The organism is Streptomyces aculeolatus (genome assembly GCF_020400605.1).
Taxonomy (GTDB): domain Bacteria; phylum Actinomycetota; class Actinomycetes; order Streptomycetales; family Streptomycetaceae; genus Streptomyces; species Streptomyces aculeolatus.
Genome location: NZ_JAINRD010000009.1, coordinates 46156 through 69899 on the forward strand (window position 1 = coordinate 46156; position 23744 = coordinate 69899).

22 protein-coding genes and 1 pseudogene are annotated in these 23744 nt (G+C 75.0%); 11 read left to right on the forward strand and 12 right to left on the reverse strand.

Annotated features, from left to right (window positions below):
- Positions 1-42 precede the first annotated feature (42 nt).
- Positions 43-1056 carry a LacI family DNA-binding transcriptional regulator gene (locus tag LG396_RS17220; RefSeq protein WP_225795548.1) on the forward strand — a complete coding sequence of 338 codons (1014 nt, stop codon included), beginning with the start codon at positions 43-45 and terminating at the stop codon, positions 1054-1056.
- Here LG396_RS17220 and LG396_RS17225 read toward each other — a convergent pair.
- On the reverse strand, positions 1040-2152 hold the full coding sequence (locus tag LG396_RS17225; RefSeq protein ID WP_225795417.1) for an FAD-dependent oxidoreductase: 1113 nt from the start codon (positions 2150-2152) through the stop codon (positions 1040-1042). The genes LG396_RS17220 and LG396_RS17225 overlap by 17 nt on opposite strands.
- Before the next feature lie 55 nt (positions 2153-2207).
- Between LG396_RS17225 and LG396_RS17230 the strand changes: the two genes are divergently transcribed.
- The 5 genes from LG396_RS17230 (at position 2208) to LG396_RS17255 (ending at position 8992) form a co-directional block, all read left to right on the forward strand.
- Positions 2208-2630, forward strand: coding sequence for a secondary thiamine-phosphate synthase enzyme YjbQ (locus LG396_RS17230; RefSeq protein WP_037741717.1), 423 nt, complete (start codon positions 2208-2210; stop codon positions 2628-2630).
- Positions 2631-2782: 152 nt separating this feature from the next.
- Positions 2783-3835 (forward strand): endonuclease/exonuclease/phosphatase family protein, encoded by a 1053-nt coding sequence (locus LG396_RS17235; RefSeq protein WP_225795418.1) that lies wholly within the window; start codon positions 2783-2785, stop codon positions 3833-3835.
- Positions 3836-4062: 227 nt separating this feature from the next.
- The gene (locus LG396_RS17245; RefSeq protein WP_263979250.1) at positions 4063-6294 is read left to right on the forward strand and encodes a PEP/pyruvate-binding domain-containing protein; all 2232 of its coding nucleotides are present in this window, start codon (positions 4063-4065) and stop codon (positions 6292-6294) included.
- On the forward strand, positions 6291-7175 hold the full coding sequence (locus LG396_RS17250) for a hypothetical protein (RefSeq protein ID WP_225795419.1): 885 nt from the start codon (positions 6291-6293) through the stop codon (positions 7173-7175). The genes LG396_RS17245 and LG396_RS17250 overlap by 4 nt, the downstream gene beginning before the upstream one ends.
- A gap of 308 nt (positions 7176-7483) precedes the next feature.
- The gene (locus tag LG396_RS17255) at positions 7484-8992 is read left to right on the forward strand and encodes a DUF6851 domain-containing protein (protein ID WP_225795550.1); all 1509 of its coding nucleotides are present in this window, start codon (positions 7484-7486) and stop codon (positions 8990-8992) included.
- An 85-nt stretch (positions 8993-9077) separates the two neighbouring features.
- Here LG396_RS17255 and LG396_RS17260 read toward each other — a convergent pair whose 3' ends face one another.
- Positions 9078-9764: an HAD family hydrolase gene (locus LG396_RS17260; protein WP_018852528.1), complete on the reverse strand. Its 687-nt coding sequence runs from the start codon at positions 9762-9764 to the stop codon at positions 9078-9080.
- A gap of 62 nt (positions 9765-9826) precedes the next feature.
- Positions 9827-10810: a right-handed parallel beta-helix repeat-containing protein gene (locus LG396_RS17265; protein WP_225795420.1), complete on the reverse strand. Its 984-nt coding sequence runs from the start codon at positions 10808-10810 to the stop codon at positions 9827-9829.
- 214 nt (positions 10811-11024) lie between these two features.
- Between LG396_RS17265 and LG396_RS17270 the strand changes: the two genes are divergently transcribed.
- Positions 11025-12062 (forward strand): lactonase family protein, encoded by a 1038-nt coding sequence (locus LG396_RS17270; RefSeq protein ID WP_225795421.1) that lies wholly within the window; start codon positions 11025-11027, stop codon positions 12060-12062.
- 114 nt (positions 12063-12176) lie between these two features.
- Here LG396_RS17270 and LG396_RS17275 read toward each other — a convergent pair whose 3' ends face one another.
- The 5 genes from LG396_RS17275 to LG396_RS17295 all read right to left on the reverse strand — a co-directional run bounded on the left by LG396_RS17275 (position 12177) and on the right by LG396_RS17295 (position 16865).
- Complete coding sequence (locus tag LG396_RS17275; protein ID WP_225795422.1) at positions 12177-13082, reverse strand: sirohydrochlorin chelatase family protein; 906 nt, start codon at positions 13080-13082, stop codon at positions 12177-12179.
- 177 nt (positions 13083-13259) lie between these two features.
- A complete protein-coding gene (locus tag LG396_RS17280; protein ID WP_225795423.1) occupies positions 13260-14252 on the reverse strand; it encodes an N-acetylglucosamine kinase in 993 nt (330 codons plus the stop codon).
- Positions 14253-14257: 5 nt separating this feature from the next.
- The gene (locus LG396_RS17285) at positions 14258-14944 is read right to left on the reverse strand and encodes a uracil-DNA glycosylase (protein ID WP_225795424.1); all 687 of its coding nucleotides are present in this window, start codon (positions 14942-14944) and stop codon (positions 14258-14260) included.
- A gap of 100 nt (positions 14945-15044) precedes the next feature.
- Positions 15045-16127, reverse strand: coding sequence for a WD40/YVTN/BNR-like repeat-containing protein (locus LG396_RS17290; protein WP_225795425.1), 1083 nt, complete (start codon positions 16125-16127; stop codon positions 15045-15047).
- A 99-nt stretch (positions 16128-16226) separates the two neighbouring features.
- Positions 16227-16865 (reverse strand): DUF305 domain-containing protein, encoded by a 639-nt coding sequence (locus LG396_RS17295; protein ID WP_018836303.1) that lies wholly within the window; start codon positions 16863-16865, stop codon positions 16227-16229.
- A gap of 175 nt (positions 16866-17040) precedes the next feature.
- Between LG396_RS17295 and LG396_RS17300 the strand changes: the two genes are divergently transcribed.
- Entirely contained in the window at positions 17041-18519 is a 1479-nt protein-coding gene (locus LG396_RS17300) for an LVIVD repeat-containing protein (RefSeq protein WP_372483517.1), read from the forward strand.
- Positions 18520-18611: 92 nt separating this feature from the next.
- On the opposite strand, the gene LG396_RS17305 is transcribed toward LG396_RS17300, so the two are convergent.
- Positions 18612-19253: a TetR/AcrR family transcriptional regulator gene (locus LG396_RS17305; protein WP_225795426.1), complete on the reverse strand. Its 642-nt coding sequence runs from the start codon at positions 19251-19253 to the stop codon at positions 18612-18614.
- A gap of 296 nt (positions 19254-19549) precedes the next feature.
- On the opposite strand from LG396_RS17305, the gene LG396_RS17310 reads away from it, so the two are divergent.
- From LG396_RS17310 to LG396_RS17320, 3 genes and pseudogenes are all read left to right on the forward strand, one after another.
- Complete coding sequence (locus LG396_RS17310) at positions 19550-20038, forward strand: ribonuclease FAU-1 family protein (RefSeq protein WP_027746658.1); 489 nt, start codon at positions 19550-19552, stop codon at positions 20036-20038.
- A 1-nt stretch (position 20039) separates the two neighbouring features.
- Entirely contained in the window at positions 20040-20813 is a 774-nt protein-coding gene (locus LG396_RS17315) for a nucleotidyltransferase domain-containing protein (protein ID WP_225795427.1), read from the forward strand.
- A gap of 60 nt (positions 20814-20873) precedes the next feature.
- Positions 20874-21356 (forward strand): annotated as a pseudogene (locus LG396_RS17320) (hypothetical protein); the annotation flags it as partial.
- A gap of 49 nt (positions 21357-21405) precedes the next feature.
- Here the strand turns inward: LG396_RS17320 and LG396_RS17325 are convergent.
- The 3 genes from LG396_RS17325 to LG396_RS17335 are packed head-to-tail and all read right to left on the reverse strand — an operon-like array spanning position 21406 to position 23742.
- Complete coding sequence (locus LG396_RS17325; protein ID WP_225795428.1) at positions 21406-22104, reverse strand: HAD family hydrolase; 699 nt, start codon at positions 22102-22104, stop codon at positions 21406-21408.
- Complete coding sequence (locus LG396_RS17330) at positions 22101-22790, reverse strand: phosphatase PAP2 family protein (RefSeq protein WP_145897792.1); 690 nt, start codon at positions 22788-22790, stop codon at positions 22101-22103. Before LG396_RS17330 ends, LG396_RS17325 begins: the two co-directional genes overlap by 4 nt.
- A gap of 10 nt (positions 22791-22800) precedes the next feature.
- A complete protein-coding gene (locus LG396_RS17335; RefSeq protein ID WP_018836311.1) occupies positions 22801-23742 on the reverse strand; it encodes a M56 family metallopeptidase in 942 nt (313 codons plus the stop codon).
- Positions 23743-23744 lie beyond the last annotated feature (2 nt).

Here is a 23744-nt window from a genome sequence, read left to right on the forward strand (position 1 = left end):
AACGACCGGCTGGACGGCTGAAGGGGAACGCGCGTGGGGCGCATGGTGGGCATCAAGGACGTCGCGCGGCACGCGGGCGTCTCCGTCGGCACCGTGTCGAACGTCATCAACCGGCCCGACAGCGTGGCCGCCGCCACCCGCGAACGGGTGCAGGCGGCCATCGACCGGCTCGGCTACGTACGCAGCGAGTCGGCGCGGCAGCTGCGCGCCGGGCGCAGCCGCATCATCGCGCTGCTCGTGCTCGACATGACCAACCCGTTCTTCGTCGACGTCGCGACCGGGGCCGAGCGCGCCGCCCGCGAGGCCGGCCTCGGCGTGATGCTCTGCAACAGCGCGCAGAGCCCCGCCGAGGAGGCCGAGTACCTGGGCCTCTTCGCCGAGCAGCGGGTGCGCGGCGTGCTCGTCACCCCGGCGGACACCAGCGGGCGCACCCTGGAGTCCTTCGGCCGGCACGGCATCCCGTACGTCTTCGTCGACCGCACCGTCGCCAGCGCGGACGCCTGCTCGGTCTCGCTGGACGACGTCCAGGGCGGCGTGCTCGCCGCCCGTCACCTGATCGGCGCAGGACACTCCTCCCTGGCCTACGTCAGCGGCCCCATGCAGCTCCCGCAGTGCCAGGACCGCCACACCGGCGCCCTGGCGGCCCTCGCCGAGGAGGGGCTGGGGCCGGACGCGCTGGTGCACGTCGAGACGGAGCAGATGGACGTCGCCGCGGGCCGGGACGCCGGGGCCCGGCTGCTGGGCATGTCACCGCGCCCGTCGGCGGTGTTCTGCGCCAACGACCTCCTCGCGCTCGGCGTGCTCCAGACCCTCTTCGCGGCCGGCGTCTCGGTGCCGGGCGACATCGCGCTCGTCGGCTACGACGACATCGAGTTCGCCGCCGCGGCGGCGGTCCCGCTGACCTCGGTCCGCCAGCCGGCGCACCGGATGGGGCGGGAGGCGGCGGAGCTGCTGATCGAGGAGACGGAACAGGGCGTCGAGCACCACGACCACCAGCGGATCGTCCTCCAGCCGGAGCTGGTCGTACGCAGCTCCAGCCTCAGACAGCAGCGCTGACAGCGCCGGGCTCCGCGGGCAGCGGACCGGGCGCCTCCGCCAGCAGGCGGGTCAGCTCGCGGACCGCCGCCCGGCCGGCGCGGTTGGCGCCGATCGTGCTCGCCGACGGGCCGTAGCCCACGAGGTGGATCCGCGGGTCGCGGGCCGCGCGGGTGCCCTCCATCCGGATCCCGCCGCCCGGCTCGCGGAGCTTCAGGGGCGCCAGGTGGTCGACGGCCGCGCGGAAGCCCGTCGCCCACAGGATCGCGTCCGCCCGGAACACCGTGCCGTCCGCCCAGGCCACGCCCTCCGGCGTGATCCGCTCGAACATCGGCCGGCGCACCAGCACGCCCGCCGCCATTGCGGCGCGCATCTCGTCCGTCAGCGGGAGTCCGGTCACGCCGACCACGCTCTTCGGCGGCAGCCCGGCCCGTACCCGCTCCTCGACCCTGGCCACGACCGCGCGGCCCCAGTCCTCGTCGAACGGGCCCTCCCGCCACACCGGCGGCCTGCGCGTCACCCAGGCGGTCTCCGCCGCCGTCCCGGCCAGCTCCAGCAGGTGCTGTGTGCCCGAGGCGCCGCCGCCGACGACCACGACGCGCTGCCCGGCGAACTCCTGGGGGCCGCGGTACTGCGCCGTGTGGAGCTGCCGGCCGGCGAACGCCTCCTGGCCCGGGTAGCGCGGCCAGAACGGCCGGTCCCAGGTGCCGGTGGCGTTGACCAGGGCGCGCGCCGACCACGTGCCCGCGTCGGTGGCCACCAGCAGCCGCCCGGCCTCGCCCCCGGAGCCCTCGCGCACCTCCGTCACGTTCACCGGCCGGCGCACCGGCAGCGCGAAGGCGCGCTCGTACGCGCCGAAGTACGCGCCGACGACGTCCGCGGCCGGCCGGCCCGTATCCGCGTCGGCGGCGGCCAGCGGCATGCCCGGCAGGTCGTGCACGCGGTGCGCCTTGCCGTACGTCAGCGTCGGCCAGCGGAACTGCCACGCGCCGCCCGGGCCGGGGGAGTGGTCCAGGACCACGAAGTCCAGGCCCGCGCGGCGCAGGAAGTACGCGGCCGAAAGACCGGCCTGGCCGGCGCCGATCACCACCACCTGCGTCCGTACGATGCCGCTCATGTGTGCGCCAACGCCTGTGGCGGCACGGATCTTCCCCATGCGCGATGCTGGCCCCATGACCGACGGCTTTACGACATACGTGCTCCGGATCACCACCGGGGCCGGCGAGACCGTGCACGACCTCACCGCGGACTGCGACGCCTTCCTGCGCGAGGCCGCCGACGGCCGCGACGGGCTCCTCAACGTCTTCGTCCCGCACGCCACCGCGGGTATCGCGATCATCGAGACGGGCGCCGGCAGCGACGACGACCTCCTGGCCGCGCTGCACGACCTGCTGCCCGCCGACGACCGCTGGAGCCACCGGCACGGCAGCCCCGGCCACGGCCGCGACCACGTGCTGCCCGCGCTGGTGCCGCCGCACGCCACGCTGCCGGTGATCGGCGGCCGGCTGGAGCTGGGCACCTGGCAGTCGGTGGTGCTGGTCGACACCAACCGCGACAACCCGCAGCGCAGCGTGCGGCTGTCGTTCCTCGGCTGAGCACGGCGGTCGGCCCGCCGGGGCGTGGCGCGGAGGTCGTCTGGTGCTGATCCACTTCGGATGACACCATTCCCAGCGATCACCTGCGCAACATCTCCCCCATCTGCCGTGCAGCGCAAGGCTGTTCGCGGCCGAGAAGGAAGGACGCTCCCATGCTGAGACGCAGGGCTTACGCCGTCTTGCCGGCACTGCTGCTCACCGCGGCCGCCGCCGCGCCGGCCACCGCCGGGACGGCACCGGAACAGCCGGTGGCCGCGGCCGCCTCCGACGCACCGGTCAGGTTCCTGACGTACAACATCTGCGGCAACAGCCCCAACACCGAGGACTGCTCCGCGACCCGCGAGGTGGAGAAGAGGCGCGACGCGGTGGTCGGGCTGGCCCGCGCGGGGAAGAGCGACTTCGTCTTCCTCCAGGAGGTCTGTTCGCAGCAGTTCGAGACGATAGGCCGGGCCCTGGAGGGCGACGGCTACGGCGGGCACTTCGTCGAGACCTTCCAGCGGCCGGGCGTGTGCGACGTGACGGGCCCCGACGGCACGGTCACCAAGGGCGTGTACGGCATCGCCGTCTACGCCAAGGGGCGCCTCACCCCCGGCGAGTCGGTCACGATCGACCCCGACGACGACTACACCCGCGCGTACTCCGGACCGGAAGCCTGGCACGCCGCGTGCGTCGAAGCGGAGATCCGCGGCCGGAAGACCCGCGGCTGCTCCGTCCACCTCTACCCGCAGTACGACGGCAAGCCGCCGGACATCAACGCCAGGCAGGCCGAGAACCTCGCCGCCGACCCGTGGCTCAACTCCGGCACCCCGGTCGTCCTCGGCGGCGACTTCAACCCGCTGCACCGCACGGACACGATCCCCGACCGCAACACCACCCCGCGCTCCACCGACCTCGACCCGTTCTACCGGCCCGCGCTCGGCGGCCACGGACGGCTCATGGAGGTCGACGAGACCGACGCGGCCCGCTTCGACGCCGACTGCAGGGCCGCGACGCCGCGGCCCCGCGCCTGCCGGTCGGGAGAGCCCACGCACGTCCGCCCCTCGGCGGAGGTGAAGGAGGCGAAGCTCGACTACGTCTTCGTGGACGAGGACCACTTCAAGAATGTCCGGGGCGACGCGCTGCCGCGCGACAGCGAGATCTCGGACCACTACCCGCTCGTCGGCTCCGCGACCGTCGCGCACGGCGGCGACGACGAACAGCGGTAGCCGGCCGCGCGGCCGGGGGCATTCGGGGACATCCCTGAGGAATACCTCCGGCCCCTCGCGGCATACTGATTCGTAAGCAACCCGGTCGAACCCGCCGGGCCGCCGCGGCGGTTCCCCGTTGACTGCCCCGCGTCGGCCCGGCCGGCTCCCTCCGCTACCCGGGACCGAGTCGGGCGTGGCAGCCCCCGCGAGGGGCGCGCGCACGAGGGTCGGAGGTGGAGCCGCTGATGGCGACCGAAGCGGAGCGGACGGCGGGCGCGGCGGGGGCGGAGCCCACGGAACGGGCAGCGCCCGCGGCGCGTACGGAACGGGCGGCGCGCGGGGCGTGGCCGGCGGTGCTGCCGCTGCACTCGGGCCCCGCCCGCGACCCGGACCGCGCCGGGGCCAAGGCCGCCAACCTGGCCCGTGCGGCCGCCGCGGGGCTGCCCGTGCTCCCGGGCTTCGTGCTCACCGACCCCGCCCTCGCGCCCGGCACCCCCGCAGGACCCGATGCGCTGCGCGCCGCCTGGCGGGACCTGAGCGAGAACGGCCGGCGGCCGCTGATCGTCCGGTCCTCCTCCGCGCACGAGGACGCCGCCGACTCCTCGATGGCCGGCTGGTACGAGACCGTGCCGGACGTCCGCGGCTGGGAGGACTTCGCCGCGGCGGTGCGCCGGGTGCTCGACTCCGCCGCCCGCGCGCTGGTCGGCCCCGCAGCGGCGCCGCGCGAGGCGCCGCTGCGGGCCGGGGCGCACGGGCACATGGCGGTCCTCGTGCAGCCGATGCTGCGGGCCGCGGCCGGCGGCGTCATGTTCGGCGCCGACCCCGTCGCGGGCCGCCACGACCGGCTGCTGGTCAGCGCCGTCGGCGGCGGCCCCGACACCCTCGTCGACGGCACCGCGCAGGGCGTCCGCTACCAGCTCACCCGGCGCGGCCGGCGCGTCGCCGCCGACCCCGCGGAGCCGCCGGGCACCGGGCTACTCGGCCGCGCCCGGCTGGCCCGGCTCGCGTCCCTGGCCCGGCGCACGGAACGGGTCTTCGGCGGGCCGCAGGACGTCGAGTTCGGCTTCGACGCCGACGGGCGGCTGTGGCTCTTCCAGTCCCGGCCGATCACGGCGATGCCGCCGCGCCCGCCGCGTACGGCACGGCTGCTGGGCCCGGGGCCGGTCGCCGAGACGTTCCCCGCGGTGCTCCAGCCGCTGGAGGAGGACCTGTGGGTGGCGCCCATGTCGCACGGCCTGACCGTGGCCCTCGACGTGGCCGGCACCGCGCCCCGCCGCAGGCTGCGCGCGCTGCCCGTCGTCACCACCGTCGACGGCCGGGCCGCGGCCGACCTGCGGCTGCTCGGCGCGGGCGGATCCGCCCACCCGGTACGGGACTTCCTCAACCCGCTGCGCGGCGCCCGGCTGCTCGGCGCGGCCTGGCGCATGGGGCGGCTGCGCACCGCGCTGCCCGCGCTCGCCCTCGACCTCATGGCCGAGGTCGACGAGCAGCTCGCCGGGCTCCCCGAGCCGGCGTCGATGGTCGGCGGGCGGCTGCTCGACGCCGCGGACTGGGGCCGCAGCGTGCTCTCCGCGCTGCACGCCCAGGAGTCGCTCGCCGGCGCGCTGCCCGGCGCGGGTGCCGGGGGCACCGCGGCGGGGGAGGCGCTGGCCGTGCTGGCGGAGGTGTCGCGCGAGGGCGGGCGGCACCCCGCCGCCGACGACGCCGAGTTGATAGCCCGGCATCCGGTGCTGCTGGCGCTGCTGCCCCCGTCGCTCGGCACGGCGCCGGCGCTGCCGGCACGCACCCGGTGGAGCGGAGTGCCGCGCGGGGTGGGCGCGCTGCCGGTACGGGAAGGGCTGCGGCTGCGGATCCGGTGGGTGCAGGAGATGCAGAGCCGGGTCGTCGCGGAGCTGGCGGAGCGGCTGGCGGCGGCGGGGGTGCTGGACGGGGCGGCGCGGGTGGCGCTGCTGCGGTGGCCCGAGCTGGTCGCGCTCGCGGCCGGCGGGGGGCTGCCGCGGGACTTCGCGGAGCGGCTGCCGCGGCCGGAGCGGCTGGTGCTGCCCGCGGCGTTCCGGCTGGCCGGCGGGCGGCCGGTGGCGGAGCCGCAGGACCCGGTGGGCGCCGGGGCGGCGGGCGGCGGGCAGGGCGCGGGGGGAGGCAGCGGCGCGGGGGTGGCGTGGGACGGCACGGGGGAGCGGCCGGACGCCGCGGTGCTGGTCGTGCCGGTGCTCGACCCGGGGCTCGCGCCGCAGCTCGCCGGGCTCGCCGGGCTGGTCGCGGAGACCGGCAGCGCGCTGTCGCACCTGGCGGTGCTGGCCCGGGAGTTCGGGGTGCCGACGGCCGTGGGCGTACCGGGCGCGGTGGTCCGCTTCCCGCCGGGCACGGCGCTGGCGGTGGACGGCACGACGGGCGCGGTGACGGCTTCCGGGGGCGCGGCCCGTAGCGGCGGGGACGGCGGCGCGGCCCGCGGGGACAGCCGCGAGGCGGCGGCGTGAAGTATGCGGGCTACGTCTTCGGCGCGCTCTCCGGCGCCGCCGCGGGCGGCTACTTCGTCGTCTACCTCTACCGCTGGGAGTGGCAGCGCGCGCTCATCTCGGGCGTGCTGCTGCTGGCCGTGGAGGTGCTGCTCGTCGGCATCGTGCTCCACGCCCGCGTCTCCCGGCTCCGGCGTGAGGTCGCCGAGGGCCGCGACCGTACCGAGGAGATCCTGCGCGGCCTGGAGCGCACCCGGTCGGAGCCGCCGCGGTTCCGCTGGCTGGAGGGTCGGCGGCCGGACGGCACGCACCGCACGTACGTCTTCGTGCCCGTGCTGATGGCCGCCGGGGCGGTGATGTCGGCCGCCGCCTGGGCGGTGCAGAAGGTGGCCGCCGCCACCGGCCGCCCCGCCGACCGCCGCACAGCCGCGCGCCTCGCCGGCCTCGCGGCGCCGCCCGGCGGTGTGGGGGGCGCGGAGCCGCTGGAGGCGCGCCCCGCGGTCCGGCGCCCGCCCCGGATCCGTACCCTCGTCGTCGCCGTACTGGCCCTGGCCGCCCTGGTCCTCGGGCTCGTCCTGCTCGCGGACGCCACCAGGACCCGGCCCCAGCAGCGCCCCGACGCGGCGGCCACCGCCGTCGTCTTCGAGGTCGCCGTGCGCGGCTCCGCCGACGCGGCGGGGGGCCGGATGGCCGCGCGCGACCTGTGGGAGAGCTGCCGCCGCGCGACCCGCGTCCCGGCGCGCCACGCCCCGCTGAGCCGGCTGGAGGGCGACATCTGGGTGGGCAGCGTCCGCCCGGCGCTCGGCGACCACGACCGCATGCGGCTGCGCGGCTGCCTCGACGACGCCACCGCGGAGCGGACGACGGCGAAGGTCCTGGGCGACGGACAGATCGGCCGCTGACCGCACCCCGGCAATACGCGGTAACCGCCCGGTAGCCCCCGCCCTTTTCCGTTCCTGAATCCCCGGAAAAGGCCGCGGGTCAACTCCCGTGACGGCTCCAATCCGGGTAGTGCGGACTACTCGTTCACGCGATGGACCGGGCGGCCCGGCTCAGTAGCCTTTTTCCCGGGGATTCGCGCTGCCCTTATGCGCTTCGCATTTTCCCTCGAATTGGCCGAGATTTTAAAGAAACTTGAGAGAGGGAGATGCGTGCCATGACGATACGAAGACAGCCTCCGGCCGCCGGATCCGCGCCCCGCCGCAGGTCGGTGCTGCTCGGCGGGATCGCCGGTGCTTCGGCCGCCGCCCTGGCAGGGCTGGGCCACAGCGGCTCCGCCGCCGCGGAGCCGGTCGGTCAAGCGGGGGCAGCGGCCGCGGACTTCGACTTCGACACGGGCAACTTCGTACGGGATCTGATCGCCACGTTCCGTCCCGCGGAGGACGTCTACGGTCCCATGGATGTGACCGTACTCCACCGGTTCATCCATTTGTCGACGGCCGCCTGGTTCGACGCTCTGGCGCCCTATCACCCGACGGCCGTGGGCGTTTTCTCACGTATCCGCCGCCGTCCTTCGAGCGAGTCCACGACCAACCGGAACAAGAACATAGCCGCCCTCTACGCCAATTACCGGGTGATCAAGGGCGTGGAGCCGGGCCGGGGCACGGCTTTCCGCGACCTGATGGTCACCATCGGCCTGGACCCCGACGACGAGTCGGAGAACCCGACCAGCCCCGTCGGCATCGGCAACCTGGCGGGAAAGGCCGTCCTGGCCCGTACGGCACACGACGGCATGAACCAGCTCGGCGACGCAGGCCGCACGTACAACGGCCGCCCGTACGAGGACTACACCGGCTACCGGCCGGTCAACTCCGCGTACGAGCTGAGGAACCCCTCGCGCTGGCAGCCGAAGCACGGCACCCACAACCGCCGCCTCGCCGGGAACGCGGGCGACAAGGGCATCTTCACCGTCCAGGCGTTCGTCACCCCGCAGCAGCGCCTGGTCAGGGCCCACACCTTCCGCGACCCGGGCGGCTTCGGGCTCGCGCCGCCCGAGTTCAGCGACCACACCCGGCCGCGGGACTACAAGCGCTCCGTGGACGAGATCCTCCAGGCGTCGGCCGCGCTGACCGACGAGCAGAAGGTGAAGGCGGAGATCTTCGACAACAAGTTCCTCGGCGTGGGCATCTCCGTCGGCGCCGCGGCGCAGGCGCACGGTGAGATGGACCTGGACGACCTGGTCCACCTGCTCTTCGGCAGCACCGTCGCGATCTACGACTCGCTCGTGGCGATCTGGCACTACAAGGCCAAGTACGACTCCGTCCGGCCGTTCAGCGCCGTCCGGCACGTCTACGGCAGCCGCCGGGTCACCTCCTGGGGCGGGGTGGGCAAGGGCACGGTGCGCGACATGCCGGGCGACGAGTGGACGAGCTACCTCAACGTCGGCGACCACCCCGAGTACCCGTCCGGCTCCGGCGGCGTGTGCGCGGCCCAGGCGCAGGCGACGCGGCGGTTCTTCGACGACGACGTGCTGGACTGGACGTTCCGGGCACCGGCCGGCTCGACGATGGTCGAGCCGGGGCTCACCCCCGGCACCGACATCGCGCTGCACTGGGACACCTGGACGGAGTTCGTCCGGGACTGCGCGTACAGCCGGATGTGGGGCGGCGTGCACTTCTCGAAGACCGCGGAGCGGTCCATCCCGTTCGGCGAGCAGTTCGGCGATCTGGCCTACGAGTTCGTGCAGCGGCACGTCAGGGGCGAGGTCGCGGACGACTGACCGGGCCACCGGGCGCGGGGAGAGCGGGGCGGTGCGGACCGGCGGCACCGTCCCGCGTCCGCGCGGCCCCGCCGGCCCGTACGCGTCAACCCTCGCCCGTCACCCACGCGAACGCCCGCTCCGCCGAGAACTCCCGCTGCCCGCCCGGGAACACCAGCCCCGCGCCCGCACCGGCCGCCTCGTCCGCCTGCTCCGGCAGGTACGGCACCGCCACGCACCGCATCCCCGCCCGGCGCGCGGCCTCCCACCCCGGCGGTGCGTCCTCCACCACCGCGCAGTCCGCCGGCCGTACGCCCAGCCGCCGGGCCGCCTCCAGGAACACGTCCGGCTCCGGCTTGCCCCGCGGGACCTCCTCCGCCGAGACCAGCGTCGTGAACAGCCCGTCGAGCCCGGCCGCCGGCAGCACCGCCTCGATGGCGGCGCGCGAGGAGCCGGACGCGACGGCGATCGGGCAGCCGGCCGCGAGCAGCTTCTCGGCGAACGTCCGCATCTGCGGGTACGCCTGCGTCGACGCCCGCGCCAGCTCCAGGTACGCGGCGTTCTTCTCCGTCAGCAACTCCGCCACCGGCGCCGCGAGCCCGTACCGCTCGCGCAGCGTGAGCAGCGTCTCCCGGGTGCCCACCCCCAGGAACCCGGCGTGCTCCTCCCAGGTGAAGCCCGTGACGCCGTGCGCTTCGAGCACACGGCGCCCGGCCTCGTAGTAGTTCGGTTCGCTGTCGACGAGTGTGCCGTCGAGGTCGAAGACGACGGCGGTGGTACCGGTGGCGCTCATACGGCAAGCATGCCAAGCCGGGCGCGAAGCGGACTGCCCGGGTCCGGCGGCCGGGGGAGGGGTCAGTCCGTGACCGGGGTCCCGGGGTTGACCAGGCCGCGGCCGCCGGTGACCGTGTTGCTGCCGGAGACGGTCACGGGGCAGTCCTGCGCGTCGTAGTTGGTGACGTTGACGGCGTACCGGTCGGGGCCCGTCGCGCCGCCGAGGTCGGACATGTTGCCGCGGAAGGTGGCGTTGCAGCCCCAGCCGTCCTGCACCTCGTGGGTCTGGTAGCCGTCGTTGGTCGTGCCGCGGCCGGTGTTGTCCGCCACGAGCACGTCGTTCCCCTTGATGTCGACCCACGAGTCGTCGTAGTTCGCGCCGGTCAGGCCGCTGCCGTCGAAGGTGTTGCCGATGATGCGGGCGCCGGTGGTGCCCTCCTTGACGTCGACGTTCTCGCCGCCCACGCCGGGGCCGATCGTGTTGCCCTCGATGAGGATGCGGTCGCTGCGGTCGCCGGTGCCGCCCGCGCTGCCGACGTAGACGCCCTCGCCCATGCCGCGGCCGTCCTGGCCGGTGTCGTGGATCCGCGAGTCGGTGATCGAGCCGTCGGAGCTGGAGTTGCGGAAGTGCACCGCCTCCATGTCCAGGTCGTGCACGGTGACGGAGGCGATGTCCACGTGGTCGGCGTCGTCCAGCACGATGCCCTTCTGCCCGCCGGTGACCGTGAACCCCGTCAGGTTCCAGTACGCGGCGCCGTCCAGGTGCAGCCCGTAGCCGCCGCCGGTGACGAGCACGGCGGCGGCGGAGCCCGTGAGGGTCGCGGGTGCGGAGGCGCTGCCCGAGGCGGTGATGTCGAAGTTGCCGCGGTACGTGCCGTCGGCCAGGCGGATCGTGTCGCCGGGGCCGGCGGCGGCGAGGGCCGCCTCCAACTCGTCGGCGGTGGACACGTCGATCACGTCGGCGGCGTCCGCGGGGCGCGCGGCGGCCGTCGTCTGGATGCCGCCCAGCAGGGCGGCGGCGGACAACAGGGCGCCCGCGATCCGGGTGGTGTGCGCTCCGTGCATGCTGAATCTCCTCGCGTCCGGTGGTCTCACGGTGCGCGGCCCCTGCGCGTACGGCATTGTCCTGCACACCCGCGGATCGCGGTACGTGGCGTGCGCGCCGCCGACGCGCGGCCGTCCGGGGCGACGGCGCGGCGTGGGGAGTTGGCCGGACGGGCGGGAGATCGTCCGGTAGGGTCGCCCGGACCGGTCCGGACCTGCTGGAAGGAGAAAGCGCATGGGTGAATCGGTTCTGCGGGCTTGTGTCGGCTCGTTCTCCAGCGGCGGCGGCGCCGGGATCACCGTCGCCGACGTCGACCCCGGCACGGGCGCCCTCACCCCGCGGCACTCGACCGACGCCCTGCGCGACGCCTCGTTCCTCGCCGTCGCCGACGGCGGTCTGCTGTACGCCGTGAGCGAGACCGAGGGCGGCAGCGTGGCCGCGTTCCGGCTCACCGACGACAAGCCCGAGCCCGCCGGCGACCCCGTGCCCGTGAGCGGCGACCACCCCACTCACCTGGCGATCGCCGGCGGCCACGTCATCACCGCCAACTACGCCTCCGGCAGCTTCAGCACCGTTCCCGTCACCGCCGACGGCACGCTCGCGGGACCCGCCGCCCTGCTCCAGCACGAGGGCAGCGGGCCGGTCGCGGAACGCCAGGAGGGCCCGCACGCCCACCAGGTGGTCCCCGATCCGACCGGCCGCTGGATCCTCGGCGTCGACCTCGGCACCGACTCCGTGCTCGTCTGCGCGCTCGACACCGAGCGCGGCGCCCTGCGGCTGAACCACGAGGTGCCACTGCGCGCCGGCACCGGCCCGCGGCACCTGGCCTTCCACCCGGACGGCCACCGCGTCTACGTCGCCTGCGAGCTGGAGCCCGTCGTCACCGTCTGCTCCTGGGACGCCGCCACCGGCACCCTCGAACCGCTCGCCGAGGCCCCGTTGCTGACCGCCGAGCCGGACGCCACTCCGTACGCCTCGGGCATCGTGGTCTCCCCGGACGGCCGCTTCTGCTGGACCGCCGTCCGCGGCCCCGACGTCCTCGCCACCCTCGCGCTCGACGAGGAGGGCGGGGTGCGGGAACTCGTCTCGAACACCCCCTGCGGCGGCACCTGGCCGCGGGACCTCGCGATCGACCCGCGGGGCCGCCACCTCTACGCGGCCAACGAGCGCTCCGGGGACGTGACCTGGTTCGAGATCGACAGCGCGACCGGCACCCCGCGCCGCACCGGCTCGGCCGCGGTGCCGGCGGCGTCGTGCGTCGTGTTCGCCTGAGCCGGGCCCGCCGGCGGGCCCGTACCGCCGGCCCGTGGAACAGCGGAGCCGCCGGCGCCCGCCGGCGGCTCGTGAAGTCCTGCACGGGGCCCGCGCCCCGCCCGTGAGCCCGGGTCAGCGCATCGGCGACCCGGCGGGCTGCGGCGCGATGCCCAGCGTCGTCGTGTACTGCGTCAGCGCCAGCTGCCCCACCGACGGGTACGGCCCCAGCGGCTCCGCCGCCTCGCACGCCGCCTCCTGCGCCGCGGCCGCCAGCATCTCCGCGGGCAGCTCCGGGCCCAGCGCGTACGGCGCGAGCGCGAGCCGCGCGGAACCCGAACTCCGCAGCGAGTCGGCGACCTCGGCCACCGCGCCCGCCTTGTCCAGCGGCGCCGACAGCACCGGCACCGCCAGCCGCGCCGAGAGCAGCATGCCCGTCACGCCCGCCGCTCGCACGGCCTCCTCGCCGCCCACGGCGCCGATGATGATGCCGTCCGCCGCCGTCGCGACGGTGAACAGCCGCGCGCGGTCCGCGCGGGCGAGGCCCGCCTCGGAGAGCCGCACGTGCAGCGCCTCCGCGAGCAGCGGGTGCGGCCCGAGGACGTCGGTGAGCTCGACCGTCGTCCCGCTCGTGGCGATCGCGTCGCGCAGCCGGTCCAGCAGCACCGGGTCGGGGCCCGCGAGCAGCGGCACCACGACGGCCACCGGCACGTCCTCGGCGACCTCCAGCGTCCCGGCCTCGGCGAGCGCGGCGCGCTGCGCCGCGGCCTGCGCGAGCACCGTCGTCAGCGGCGGGAACTCGTCGTCCTCGCCCTCGATGTACGCCACCCGCCCGTCGAGCCCCGGAAGGTCGGAGCGGGCGATGCTGAGCACCTCCTCCGCCATGCTGCGGATGGCCGCCGACGGCACCCCGGGGGCGGCCAGGACCAGCGCCGGCGCGCCCTCGGGCGCGCTCGGCCGCTCCGGCTTGCGGTGCCGCCCCGGCTGACGGCGGGGCATACGTACGGGCAGACCGGCTGCGTGTCCATCGGCAGAGCTCATGGCGCCGCATGCTAACGCGTCGGCGCGGTCCGCCACATGCCCGGGGTCGGCATTCGCCCGCGGGCGTGACCACGGGAGCACGGCGGCGGACAGGCGGTGACGGGTCTCGTACGGACCGTCCCCGCGCGGCTACGCAAGGTCGTCGCGCCGGGGCCGGACCGCGCCCGCCGGGCCGGCCTACCAGACGTCGAGCATGCCCCGTTCCACCGGCAGCACCAGCTCGTCCGCCGCGAGCGCGGCGGCGATCCGCAGCGACCCCGCCAGCGGCGTCGCCGCCGCGGTCGACACCCGGGCCCGGGGAAGCCGCACCGCCAGCTCCGCGCGCAGCGGCGCGAGCAGGGGCTCGCCCATGCCGAAGAGCCCGCCCGTGAGCGCGACCGCGCTGCCGGGGTCCGCGGGGCAGACCGCGACGGCCGCGGCGGCGATGTGCTCGCCCGCCTCCGTGAGGATCGCGGCCGCGACCGGGTCGTGCGGGGCGCACCGGGCGACCTCCGGGGCGAACGACGCGAGCACCGCCGGGCGGTCCGGCCGCGGGTAGAGCAGGCCGGGCATCTGCGTACCGGTGCCGAACACCGCCTCCATCCGGGCCAGCAGCGCCGCGGAGCCGCCGCGGCGGCCGTCGAACGCCCGCATCGCCGCCTCCAGCCCCGCCCGCCCGATCCACGCGCCGCCCCCGCAGTCGCCCAGCAGGTGCCCCCAGCCGTCGGCCCGCCGCCAGCCGGCCGCGTCGAGCCCGGTGCCGACCGCGATCATGCCGGTGCCGGCGGCGACGACGGCGCCGGGGTGCTGCCCGACCGCGCCCGCGTACGCCGTGACCCCGTCGGCGGCGAGCGCCAGGTGCCGTACGCCGAGGGCGTCCGCCAGCGCGTGGGGCAGCCGGGCGTGCAGGTCGGCGCCGAGGCTGGCCATGCCGGCGGCGCCGACGCACGCCGCGGCGAACGACCCGGCGCCGGCGGCGTCCAGCAGCCGGTGCGCGGCGGGGAGCACCTTGCCGAGGAGGTCGTCGGCGTCGATCCCGTTGTCCCCGGTGACGACGGGCGCCGCGGTCTGCACGGCGGCGTCGTCCGCGACCGGGTCGCCGCCTGCGGCGGGGACGGCCGCCGCGGCGATGCGCACCCCCGAGCCGCCGGAGTCGATGCCGAGCACCCATCGGGCCGTATCGCTGGTCATGGCGGCTATCCGTTCGTCGGCAGCGTCCAGTCCACCGGGTCCGCGCCCTGCTTCTGCAGCAGCTCGTTGGCCCGGCTGAAGGGGCGGGAGCCGAAGAAGCCGCGGTCGGCGGACATGGGGGAGGGGTGGGCGGACTCGATGGCCGGGTACTCGCTGAGCATGGGGCGCAGGTTGCGCGCGTCGCGGCCCCACAGGATCGCCACCAGCGGCCGGCCGCGGGCGGCGAGCGCCCGGATGGCCTGCTCGGTGACCTCCTCCCAGCCCTTGCCGCGGTGCGCGGCGGGGCGCCGGGGCGCGGTGGTCAGCGCCCTGTTGAGCAGCAGGACGCCCTGCGTGGTCCAGGGGGTGAGGTCGCCGTTGGCGGGGCGGGGGTGGCCGAGGTCGCTGTGCAGCTCGCGGAAGATGTTCTCCAGGCTGCCGGGCAGCGGGCGCACGTCGGGGGCGACGGAGAAGCTGAGGCCCACGGCGTGGCCCGGGGTGGGGTACGGGTCCTGGCCGACGACGAGGACGCGCACGTCGTCGAACGGCTGCTGGAAGGCCCGCAGCACGTTCGGCCCCGCGGGCAGGTACGTTCTCCCCGCGGCGATCTCCGCGCGCAGGAAGTCGCCCATGGCGGCGATCTGTTGGGCGACCGGTTCCAGGGCCCTGGCCCAGCCGGCTTCGACGATGTCGGGGAGAGGACGTCCAGCCATGGCCGGTCACTCTACTGGCTCCACGACCCCCCGCCCGCCACGGTCGGCCGCCCGCGGACGCCCGCGCCCGCGGGCCGGCGGGCGGCTGCCCGCGCCCTCCTCATACCGCGGCCGCGCGTACGCACAGCACGTCCGGCAGGTGCGCGGCGAGCTGCGTCCAGCTCTCCCCCTCGTCGGCGCTGGCGAAGACCTCCCCGTTGCGGTTGCCGAAGTACACCCCCGCCGGGTCGGCGTCGTCGGTGCACAGGGCATCCCGCAGTACCGTGCCGTAGTGGTCCTCCCGCGGCAGCCCCGACGACAGCGGCTCCCAGGTCGCCCCCGCGTCCGACGTGCGGTAGACCCGGCAGCGGTTCTCCGCGGGCACCCGGTCGGCGTCGGCGGTGATGGGGAAGAGGTACGCGGTGCCGCCGCGCGAGGGGTGCGCGGCGACGGCGAAGCCGAAGTCCGAGGGCAGCCCGGCGCCGATGTCGGTCCAGGTGGCCCCGGCGTCGTCGCTGCGGTAGACCCCCCAGTGGTTCTGCAGGTAGAGCCGGTCCGGATCCACGGCGTCCCGCGCGACCTTGTGCACGCACTGGCCGAACTCCGGGTACCTGTCCGGCTGGAAGACCACCTGCACCCCGGTGTTCGACGGGGCCCAGCTCGCCCCGCCGTCCACCGTGCGGTACACCCCGCCGGCGGAGACGGCCACCGTCACGGAGCCGGCCCCCCGCGGGTCGGTGACCACCGTGTGCACCGCGAGCCCGCCGCCGCCCGGCTCCCACTTCTCCCGCGTCGGGTGGTCCCACAGCGACCGCATCAGCTCGAACGTCTCGCCGCCGTCCTCGGACCGGAACAGGCCGCCGGGCTCCGTGCCCGCGTACACCACTCCCGGTGCCTCGGCCCCCGCGGGCTGGAGCTGCCAGACCCGCTCCAGCGAAGTGCCGGTGTCCTTCGGGTACTTCACCGGCTGGCGGCGGGGCTCCTCCCACGTCGCACCCAGGTCGTCGGAGTGGAAGACCGACGGGCCCCAGTGCGCGCTGTCGCCCCCGGCGAGCACCCGGGGCGCCGCCCCGCGCGTGTCGATGCCGACCGAATAGACCGCCTGGGCCCTGAAGTGCGGCCCGTCCAGCTCCCACGTGCCGCCCCGGCGCCGTCCGAGAAACAGCCCCTTGCGCGTCCCGACCGCCAGCACTACGTCCTGCATCCGGATCCACCTCCGTGCGACTCCGCTGTCGACTGCGGACGCCAGTCTGCACCCGGGCACTGACACCGCCCCCGGGACGCGCGGAACCGCGGGCGTGGGCTACGCCAGCTTCTCCATGCGGCCGATCTCGCTCAGCTGCTGCGCGATCACGCCGGTCGCCAGCTGCTCGACGTACTCGTTGTTGCCCTTGCCGAGCACCTCCTCGGCCATCTTCACCGCGCCCTCGTGGTGGGCGATCATCAGGTCGAGGAACAGGGCGTCGAACTCCTCGCCGCGCGCCGCCCGCAGCCGGTCGAGGTCCGCCTCGCTCGCCATCCCCGGCATCGCCCCGTGCCCGTCCCCGTGACCGCCGCCGCCGTCGCCGGGGTTCTCCTCCAGCCACGCCTCCATCACCGCGATCTCCGGCTGCTGCCCGGCCGCGATCCGGGCGGCGATGGCGCGGACGGCCTTCGACCCGGCGTGCTTCCCGGCGATGTCGGTCATCACGATCGCCTGCCCGTGGTGTTCGATCATGTCGCGCATGTACGCGGTGTCCGCCGAGTTGGGCCGGTCCTCGCCGCGCGCCTCCTCGACCTCGTCCGCGGGGATCGTGGCCGCCTCCTCGCCCGGCTTCCCCGGTGCGATGACGGACGGCCCGCCGCCCTCGGCGCCGTCGGAGCTGTCGCCCCCGGTGCAGCCGGCCAGCAGCAGCGCTGCGGCGAGCGGAACGACTGGGGCGAGTGCTCGGCGGTGCCGCAAGGTGACCTCCGTACAGATGGGTCCGGTGAGGTGCCAGGTACGTCCTAGCACGAGCGTGCGCCGACAGGACCAAAACTTTCTATTACGGCTGTGTTTCCGTCTGTTGTTCTGTACATGCTTGGCGAGATACTTCCTTGATTTCAACTGCCGAGGCGCACCACTGGGAGGGAACCACGTGACGTCGTTGCACAGATCACGTACGAGACGGAGAGGCCTGGCCGCGGCCGCGGCCCTGATCGGGCTCGTGGGCTCGCTGCTGACCGCCGGTACGGCGGCGGCGGTCCCGGACCCGGGCGACGGGCCGAACGCCCCCAAGAAGGTCAGCAGCGGTGAACGGTCCCAGGCGCAGGCCGCCATCGAACGCGGTGACATCCCGGGCGTGGACGAGATCGACAAGAGCGACAACATCGAGCACGTCGCCCACCTGGACAAGGGCAGCCTGCAGGGCACCAACTCCGACATCGCCTTCCAGGGCCACTACGCCTTCGCGGGCAACTACGACGGCTTCACCGTCTACGACATAGCCGACCCCAAGAGCCCCGAGGTCGTCAGCGAGGTGCTCTGCCCGGGCTCGCAGAACGACGTGTCGGTCTCCGGCGACCTGCTGTTCCTGTCCACGGACTCGTCGCGCAGCGACGACTCCTGCAACAGCACCACCCAGCCCGCCACGGAGAAGGACTCCTGGGAGGGCATGAAGGTCTTCGACATCAGCGACAAGCGCAACCCCGAGTACGTCGCCGCCGTCGAGACCGCCTGCGGCTCGCACACCCACACGCTGGTGCCCGAGCGCAGGAACGTCTACATCTACGTCTCCTCGTACTCGCCCAGCGCCACCTTCCCCGACTGCCAGCCGCCGCACGACGGCATCTCGATCGTCAAGGTGCCGCGGTCCGCGCCGGATCGCTCGGAGGTCATCGACTTCCCGGTGCTCTTCCCCGACGGCGGCAACCCGGGGAGCACCGGCAAGTCGGCCACCACCGGCTGCCACGACATCACCGCCTACCCCGAGCTGGGCCTCGCGGCCGGCGCCTGCATGGGCGACGGCATCCTGATGGACATCTCCGACCCGGAGGAGCCGGAGGTCATCGACCAGGTCCGCGACTCGGAGAACTTCGCCTTCTGGCACTCGGCGACGTTCAGCGAGGACGGCCGGAAGGTCGTCTTCACCGACGAGCTGGGCGGCGGCGGCGCCGCGACCTGCAACGAGGAGATAGGCCCCGAGCGCGGCGCCAACGGGATCTACGACCTGAAGAAGCGCGGCAAGAACTACGACCTGTCGTTCCGCAGCTACTACAAGATCCCGCGGCACCAGGCCGACACCGAGAACTGCGTCGCGCACAACGGCTCGCTGGTCCCCGTGGCCGGCGGTCGCGACATCATGGTCCAGGCGTGGTACCAGGGCGGCGTCTCCGTCTGGGAGTTCACCGACTCCCGCCGTCCGAAGGAGATCGCCTACTTCGAGCGCGGCCCGCTGTCGGACACCGCACTCGTCGGCGGCGGCTCCTGGTCCGCGTACTACTACAACGGCTACATCTACTCCAACGACATGGCCAAGGGCTTCGACGTCCTGAAGATCGACGACCGGCGCACCGACAGTGCGCGCTGGGTGCGGCTGCCCGAGCTGAACACGCAGACGCAGCCGGACTACCGCTGATCCGCGGGCACCGCGTCCCGGCGTCCCGGCCGGTGCCCCGCTGATCCGCCCGCCGTCCGGTCCGCGCACCCGGCGGTGGCCGCTGCCCGCGGCTACCGCCGGTGCGCGGCCTTGACCGGCGTTCCGTCGGAGGGCATCACGCCCTCCGGCGGGACGCCGAGGTGCCAGTCCAGCCCGTAGCGCCGGAACAGCTCGCCGCGCAGCCGGTCGAGCGGCATCGGCACCCCGGGCAGCAGCAGTGCGAAGACCGCGCCCATCAGCTGCGCCCGCAGCATCGGGTACTCGGTGTCCGGGTCGGGCGAGCCCCAGCTCGCCACGGTCTCGCGCAGCAGGACCGCCAGCTGCTGCTGCTCCGCGCACTGGATGAAGCCGTCCGCCTGGAGGATGCCGGCCATGTGGTGCCGCATGAGCACCGGATGGTCCTGCGAGAGGCCCAGGACCGAGTCGATGGCGCGGGCCATCCGCTCCTGCCCGTCCTCGGTGTGCTCCGGACGCTCCAGGGCGGCGCCGAGCGTAAGATGCATCAGCCTGTGCACGGCCGACTGCACCAACTGGCGTTTGCCGGGGAAGTAGTACGAGACGAGACCGCGCGCGGAGCCCGCGCGTTCTGCGATGTCCCCCAAGGTCGTGCCCTCGAAGCCCCGTTCGTCGACCAGCTCCACCGTGGCTTGCAGCAGACGCTCCCGGGAACGCCGTCTGAGTTCTTCATTGACTGCGGGCCTGCGGGGGGACATCCTGTAACTCCTGCCTTCACTGGCTGAGAGCCAGTATACTCGGCAAGGCTTCCGGCACCGACGTGAGCACGTCCGGTACCGGGGGGAAGCGGTGGGCTCGGGCGATGCGGGGGATCGCCTGAGCCCACCATGCCTCGTAGCAGAAACTTTTTCGTCCTGCGGGGAACCCGGAGCCCACGTCGGCCGTTTGACGGTGTGAGGCCCCGCGCTCCCCCGTCGCGGGGCCTCACCAATTGCCGTGGCGGCCGGCTCGCCCCCGGCGCCGTTCCCCGGGGGTGGCGTACGGGAGGAAGGGCATGCTGACACCGGGCCACGAGGTCGAGGTCACGCTGGTCAAGCAGCTCCGGCCGGGCTTGAGCTACGCGGCGGTGGTCCTCCGCGACGACGGCGACCACGCGGTGGTGCGCGCCCCCTGGGCCGGCCCGAAGGAGCGCGACGCCGGCTATGTGCGGTTCGAGCAGGGCGACGTGTGGACCGAGCACTTCTGGCGCGACCGCTGGTATTCGGTCAAGGAGATCCACGCCGCCGACGGCCGCCTCAAGGGCTGGTACTGCGACGTGGCCCGGCCCGCCCGCGTCGAGCAGGACCGGGTCACCGTGCACGACCTGGAGCTGGACCTCTGGCTCTCCGGCGACCGGCAGACCGTCCTCAGGCTCGACGAGGACGAGTTCGTCGCCAGCGGCCTGCCCGAGCGGGACCCCGCGACGGCCGCCCGCGCACGCGCCGCGCTCGACGAGCTGGAGGAGCTGGCCCGCGACGGCCTCGACGAGCTGCTGGCCGCCTGACGTGGCCGCAAGCGACGCCGCCCGGCCGCTCCTCGACCGCTTCCTCGCCGTCCTGCGCGCCGCGGTGCCGCTGGAGGCGCTGTGGGCGCACGGCTCGCTCGCCCTCGGCGACTACCGCCCGTACCGCAGCGACCTCGACCTCATCGCCGTCGTCCGCGAGGACGCCGCCGCCGACCCCGCGGTCCGCGGGCGGCTGAAGGCGCTGCACCGCAGGCTCCACCGCGAGGTGCCGCTCGCCGCCAAGCTGCACTGCTCGTACGTCGCCGTGGACCGCCTCGCCGGCGCCGGCCTCGACCACCTCACCTGGGCCCACGCCGAGCTGTTCAGCCGGCCCGTCACCCCGGTCACCCGCCGCGAACTGCACACCGGCGCGCTGGTGCTGCACGGCCCCGGGCCCGCCGGGCTGCTCCCGCCGCTGCCGGACGCGGAGCTGACGGCATTCATCCGCAAGGACCTCGCGGAGTACTGGCTGCCGGCGACCGCCCGCAGGCGGCGGTGGCTGCGCGACGTCTGGGTCGACCTCGGCCCGATCACCGTCGCCCGCGCCGGAGTCACCCTGACCGAAGGCCGCCTGATCACCAAGGGCGAGGCCCTCGACGTGCTCGCCGCGACCGGCGCCCCCGCCCGCCTGGTCGCCGACATCCGCGACCGCCGCTACGCCGAGCACCCGGCCCGTACGGCGCCCCCGTGGCGGCTGCGCCGCGCCACGCTGGCGCGCGAGTACGTCCGCTCCCGCATCCCCGTCGCCCTCGCGGAGCCCGGCGCCACTCCTTGACAGGGGCGGATTGCGGAGTCCACTGTGCCGTGCACTTCCCCACCCCCGAACGGGAGTCGCATGGCTGTCTACATCTGCTCGCTCATCGTCGACGAACCGCAGGTCATACCCGCCGACGGCGAGTACCACATCGTCCGCTTCCCCTACGGCGGCCGGGAGTCCTTCGACGCCCACGGCATGCACCAGGCCGCCCAGCCCGACGGCAAGCGGTCCTCCTACCCCGACCGCCGCTCCGGCCTGATCTGGCCGAGCCGGGAGGGCTGGGGGTCGCTGACGGCGATGGTGTTCTGGGAGAAGGGCGACTACACCGAAGTACGGGACCGGTTCGTCCGCGACCCCCTCGGCCTCGCCGGCGGCTACGACTCCACCGCGACCGAGGACCACGCCGGCACCCCCGGCGGCGAGTACCGCCACAAGCACCACGAGCTCTTCGTCCGGCCGCGCACCCCGCTGGCGTTCCTCGTCCGGCACAACGGCGGCAGGAGCGCGCGCATCACCCACGCGCAGTTCAAGCTGGCCATCCACCCCGCCGCCGAGATGCCGGACCGCCGGCGGCTGAAGTCCCGCGCGGGCGGCGGCCGTACGCCCGGGCTCAGCCGACGAGCCCCAGCACCGGCCGCAGCCCGTCCGGGCGTTCGGCGGCCGGCAGGTGGTCCACCGGGAAGAAGCCGCAGCCCAGTGCCGTGGCGCCGCCGTCCGCGCGGCGGTCGTCGCCGACCATCAACACGTCCTGCGGCGCCTGCCCGACCGCCTCGCACGCGGCCCGGAACAGCAGCGGGTCCGGCTTCTGCACCCCGTGCTCGTACGACAGGGTGTACGCGTCCACGTACGCGTCGAGGCCGTGCGTGCGGAACACCGGCCGCAGGTCCCAGCCGATGTTGCTGACCACGCCCACCCGCACGTCGCGCTCCCGCAGCCCGCGCAGCACGGCCGCCGCGTCGGGGTACGGCTCCCACGCCGCGGGCGTCATGTGCCGGTCGTACAGCGCGTCGTACACCCCGTCGGGCCACGGCAGCGGCACCTGCCGGGCCAGGCCGGTGTACGCCGCCCGGTGCCGCTCCATGCTCCGGTCCCGGGTCAGCCACACCTCCTCCAGCGCTTCCGGTACGCGCTCGGGGAACGCGCCGCCCGCCAGCGCGCCCGCGCGCTCCAGCGCGGCGGCGCAGCGCACGATCCCGGCGTCGTCGGCGGTGATCCCCGCGGCGTCCAGCACGGCGCGCAGCCAGCGTTCCGCGGGCTCGACGCGGAACAGCGTCCCGGAGAAGTCGAAGAGCACGGCCCTGGGGCTCATCCGCGTACCGCCACCCTCTCGTCGTGCGCGGCCGGTTCCACGGCGCCGTACGCCACCGCCGCGATCGCCGCGACCGCGATCCCCATCAGGGAGCCGCCGACCACGTCGCTCATCCAGTGGACCCCGAGCCACAGCCGGGTGAAGCTCACGCCCACCACCGACACGGCCGCCGCCGCCCACGCGGCGTACTTGAGGCCCGCGGGCACCCCGGCGGCGCGGCTGAGCAGCCACAGCAGCAGCCCGCAGACCAGCGCGACGGTCATGGAGTGCCCGGAGGGGAAGGCGGCGTGCGAGGCGGAGTCAACCGGGTCGCTCCACTTCGGCCGGTCGCGGCCGACCGCCGCCTTCAGGCCGTACTGCAGTACCCAGCCCACCGCGACCGCGCCGGCCAGCCACAGCGGCAGCAGCCGCGCGCCGCGCCACAACAGCCAGAGGATCACGGCCAGGATCAGCAGGCGCATCGTCGCGGGGTCCCAGAACCAGTCGGTCATGATCCGGTTCGCCCTGGTCCAGCCGGGTTCCGCCACTGCCTCGGTGTGCAGCCGGCGGGCGATGCTCCGGTCGGCGTCCATCAGCGGCTGCCAGGTGGCGGCCACCAGCACCGTGAGCAGGACGCTCAGCAGCGTGGCTGCGGCTGCGGTGAGTTGCAGGGCTCGGGACGGGTGGCGCGGCGCGGCTGCTGTCACGCCGCTGACCCTACGCGAGCGCGCTGAGGCCGGGGCCGAATGCGACGAGCAGGGGTACGGCCGGCGCGGCGAGCGCGGCGACCGTCAGCCGCAGCCGGCGCGCCGGGGAGAACCGCGGCGCGCCCGCCAGCAGCCGGTCGACGCGCTGCGGGAGGTGGGAGTGGTGGCCGTGCCCGGGGCCGGGGCCGAAGACGCCGCGCTCCTCGTTGAGTTCGACCAGCGCGGTGGCGAACGTCATCCGCCCGAAGCGGCGCGAGGCGACGTCGTCGGCGGCCAGCTCGCACAGCCGGTGCACCTCGTCGCGGAACGCGCGGAAGACCGGGAAGCTCGGTACGCCCGCGAGCGCGCCCGCGCAGTGCTGCAGCCAGTGGTGGCGGGCCCGGCTGTGCCCCTGCTCGTGTGCGAGCACCGCGTCGAGCTGCCGCTTCTTCAGCCGGCGCAGCGCGGCCGTGGTGATGATGAGCTGGGCGGCGTGCCCGCCGGGCAGCCACCAGGCGTCCGGCCGCTCGCCCTCCAGCACCACAAGCCGTTCGGCGCCGGTGTCCTCGCCGGGCAGCAGCGGTGCGCGGCGGCGCAGTTCCTCGCGGCGCCGGCGGCGCTGCACGCGGGCGGTACGGACCTCGCGTACGAACATCACGGCCGTCCACAGCCCGCCCGCCGCCAGCGCGACGGCGAGCACCGCGGCCCACGTGGCGCCGGTCGCGTCGCCGTACGCGTCCCGCACCGCGGCCGGCGCCGGGGCGAAGACCCCGCTGTGCACCTGCGCCCAGGCCACGGCGGCGCTCAGCGACATGGCGAGCCCGCAGCAGAGCAGCACGGCGGCGACGACGCACTGCCACACCCACAGCGCGAGCACCGGCTCGCGGTCCGCCCACGCGGCGCGGGTCAGCAGCCGGGGCGCGACCGCGGCGACGAGGGCGGCGAAGGCCAGCAGCGTGAGCGGGATCACCATAT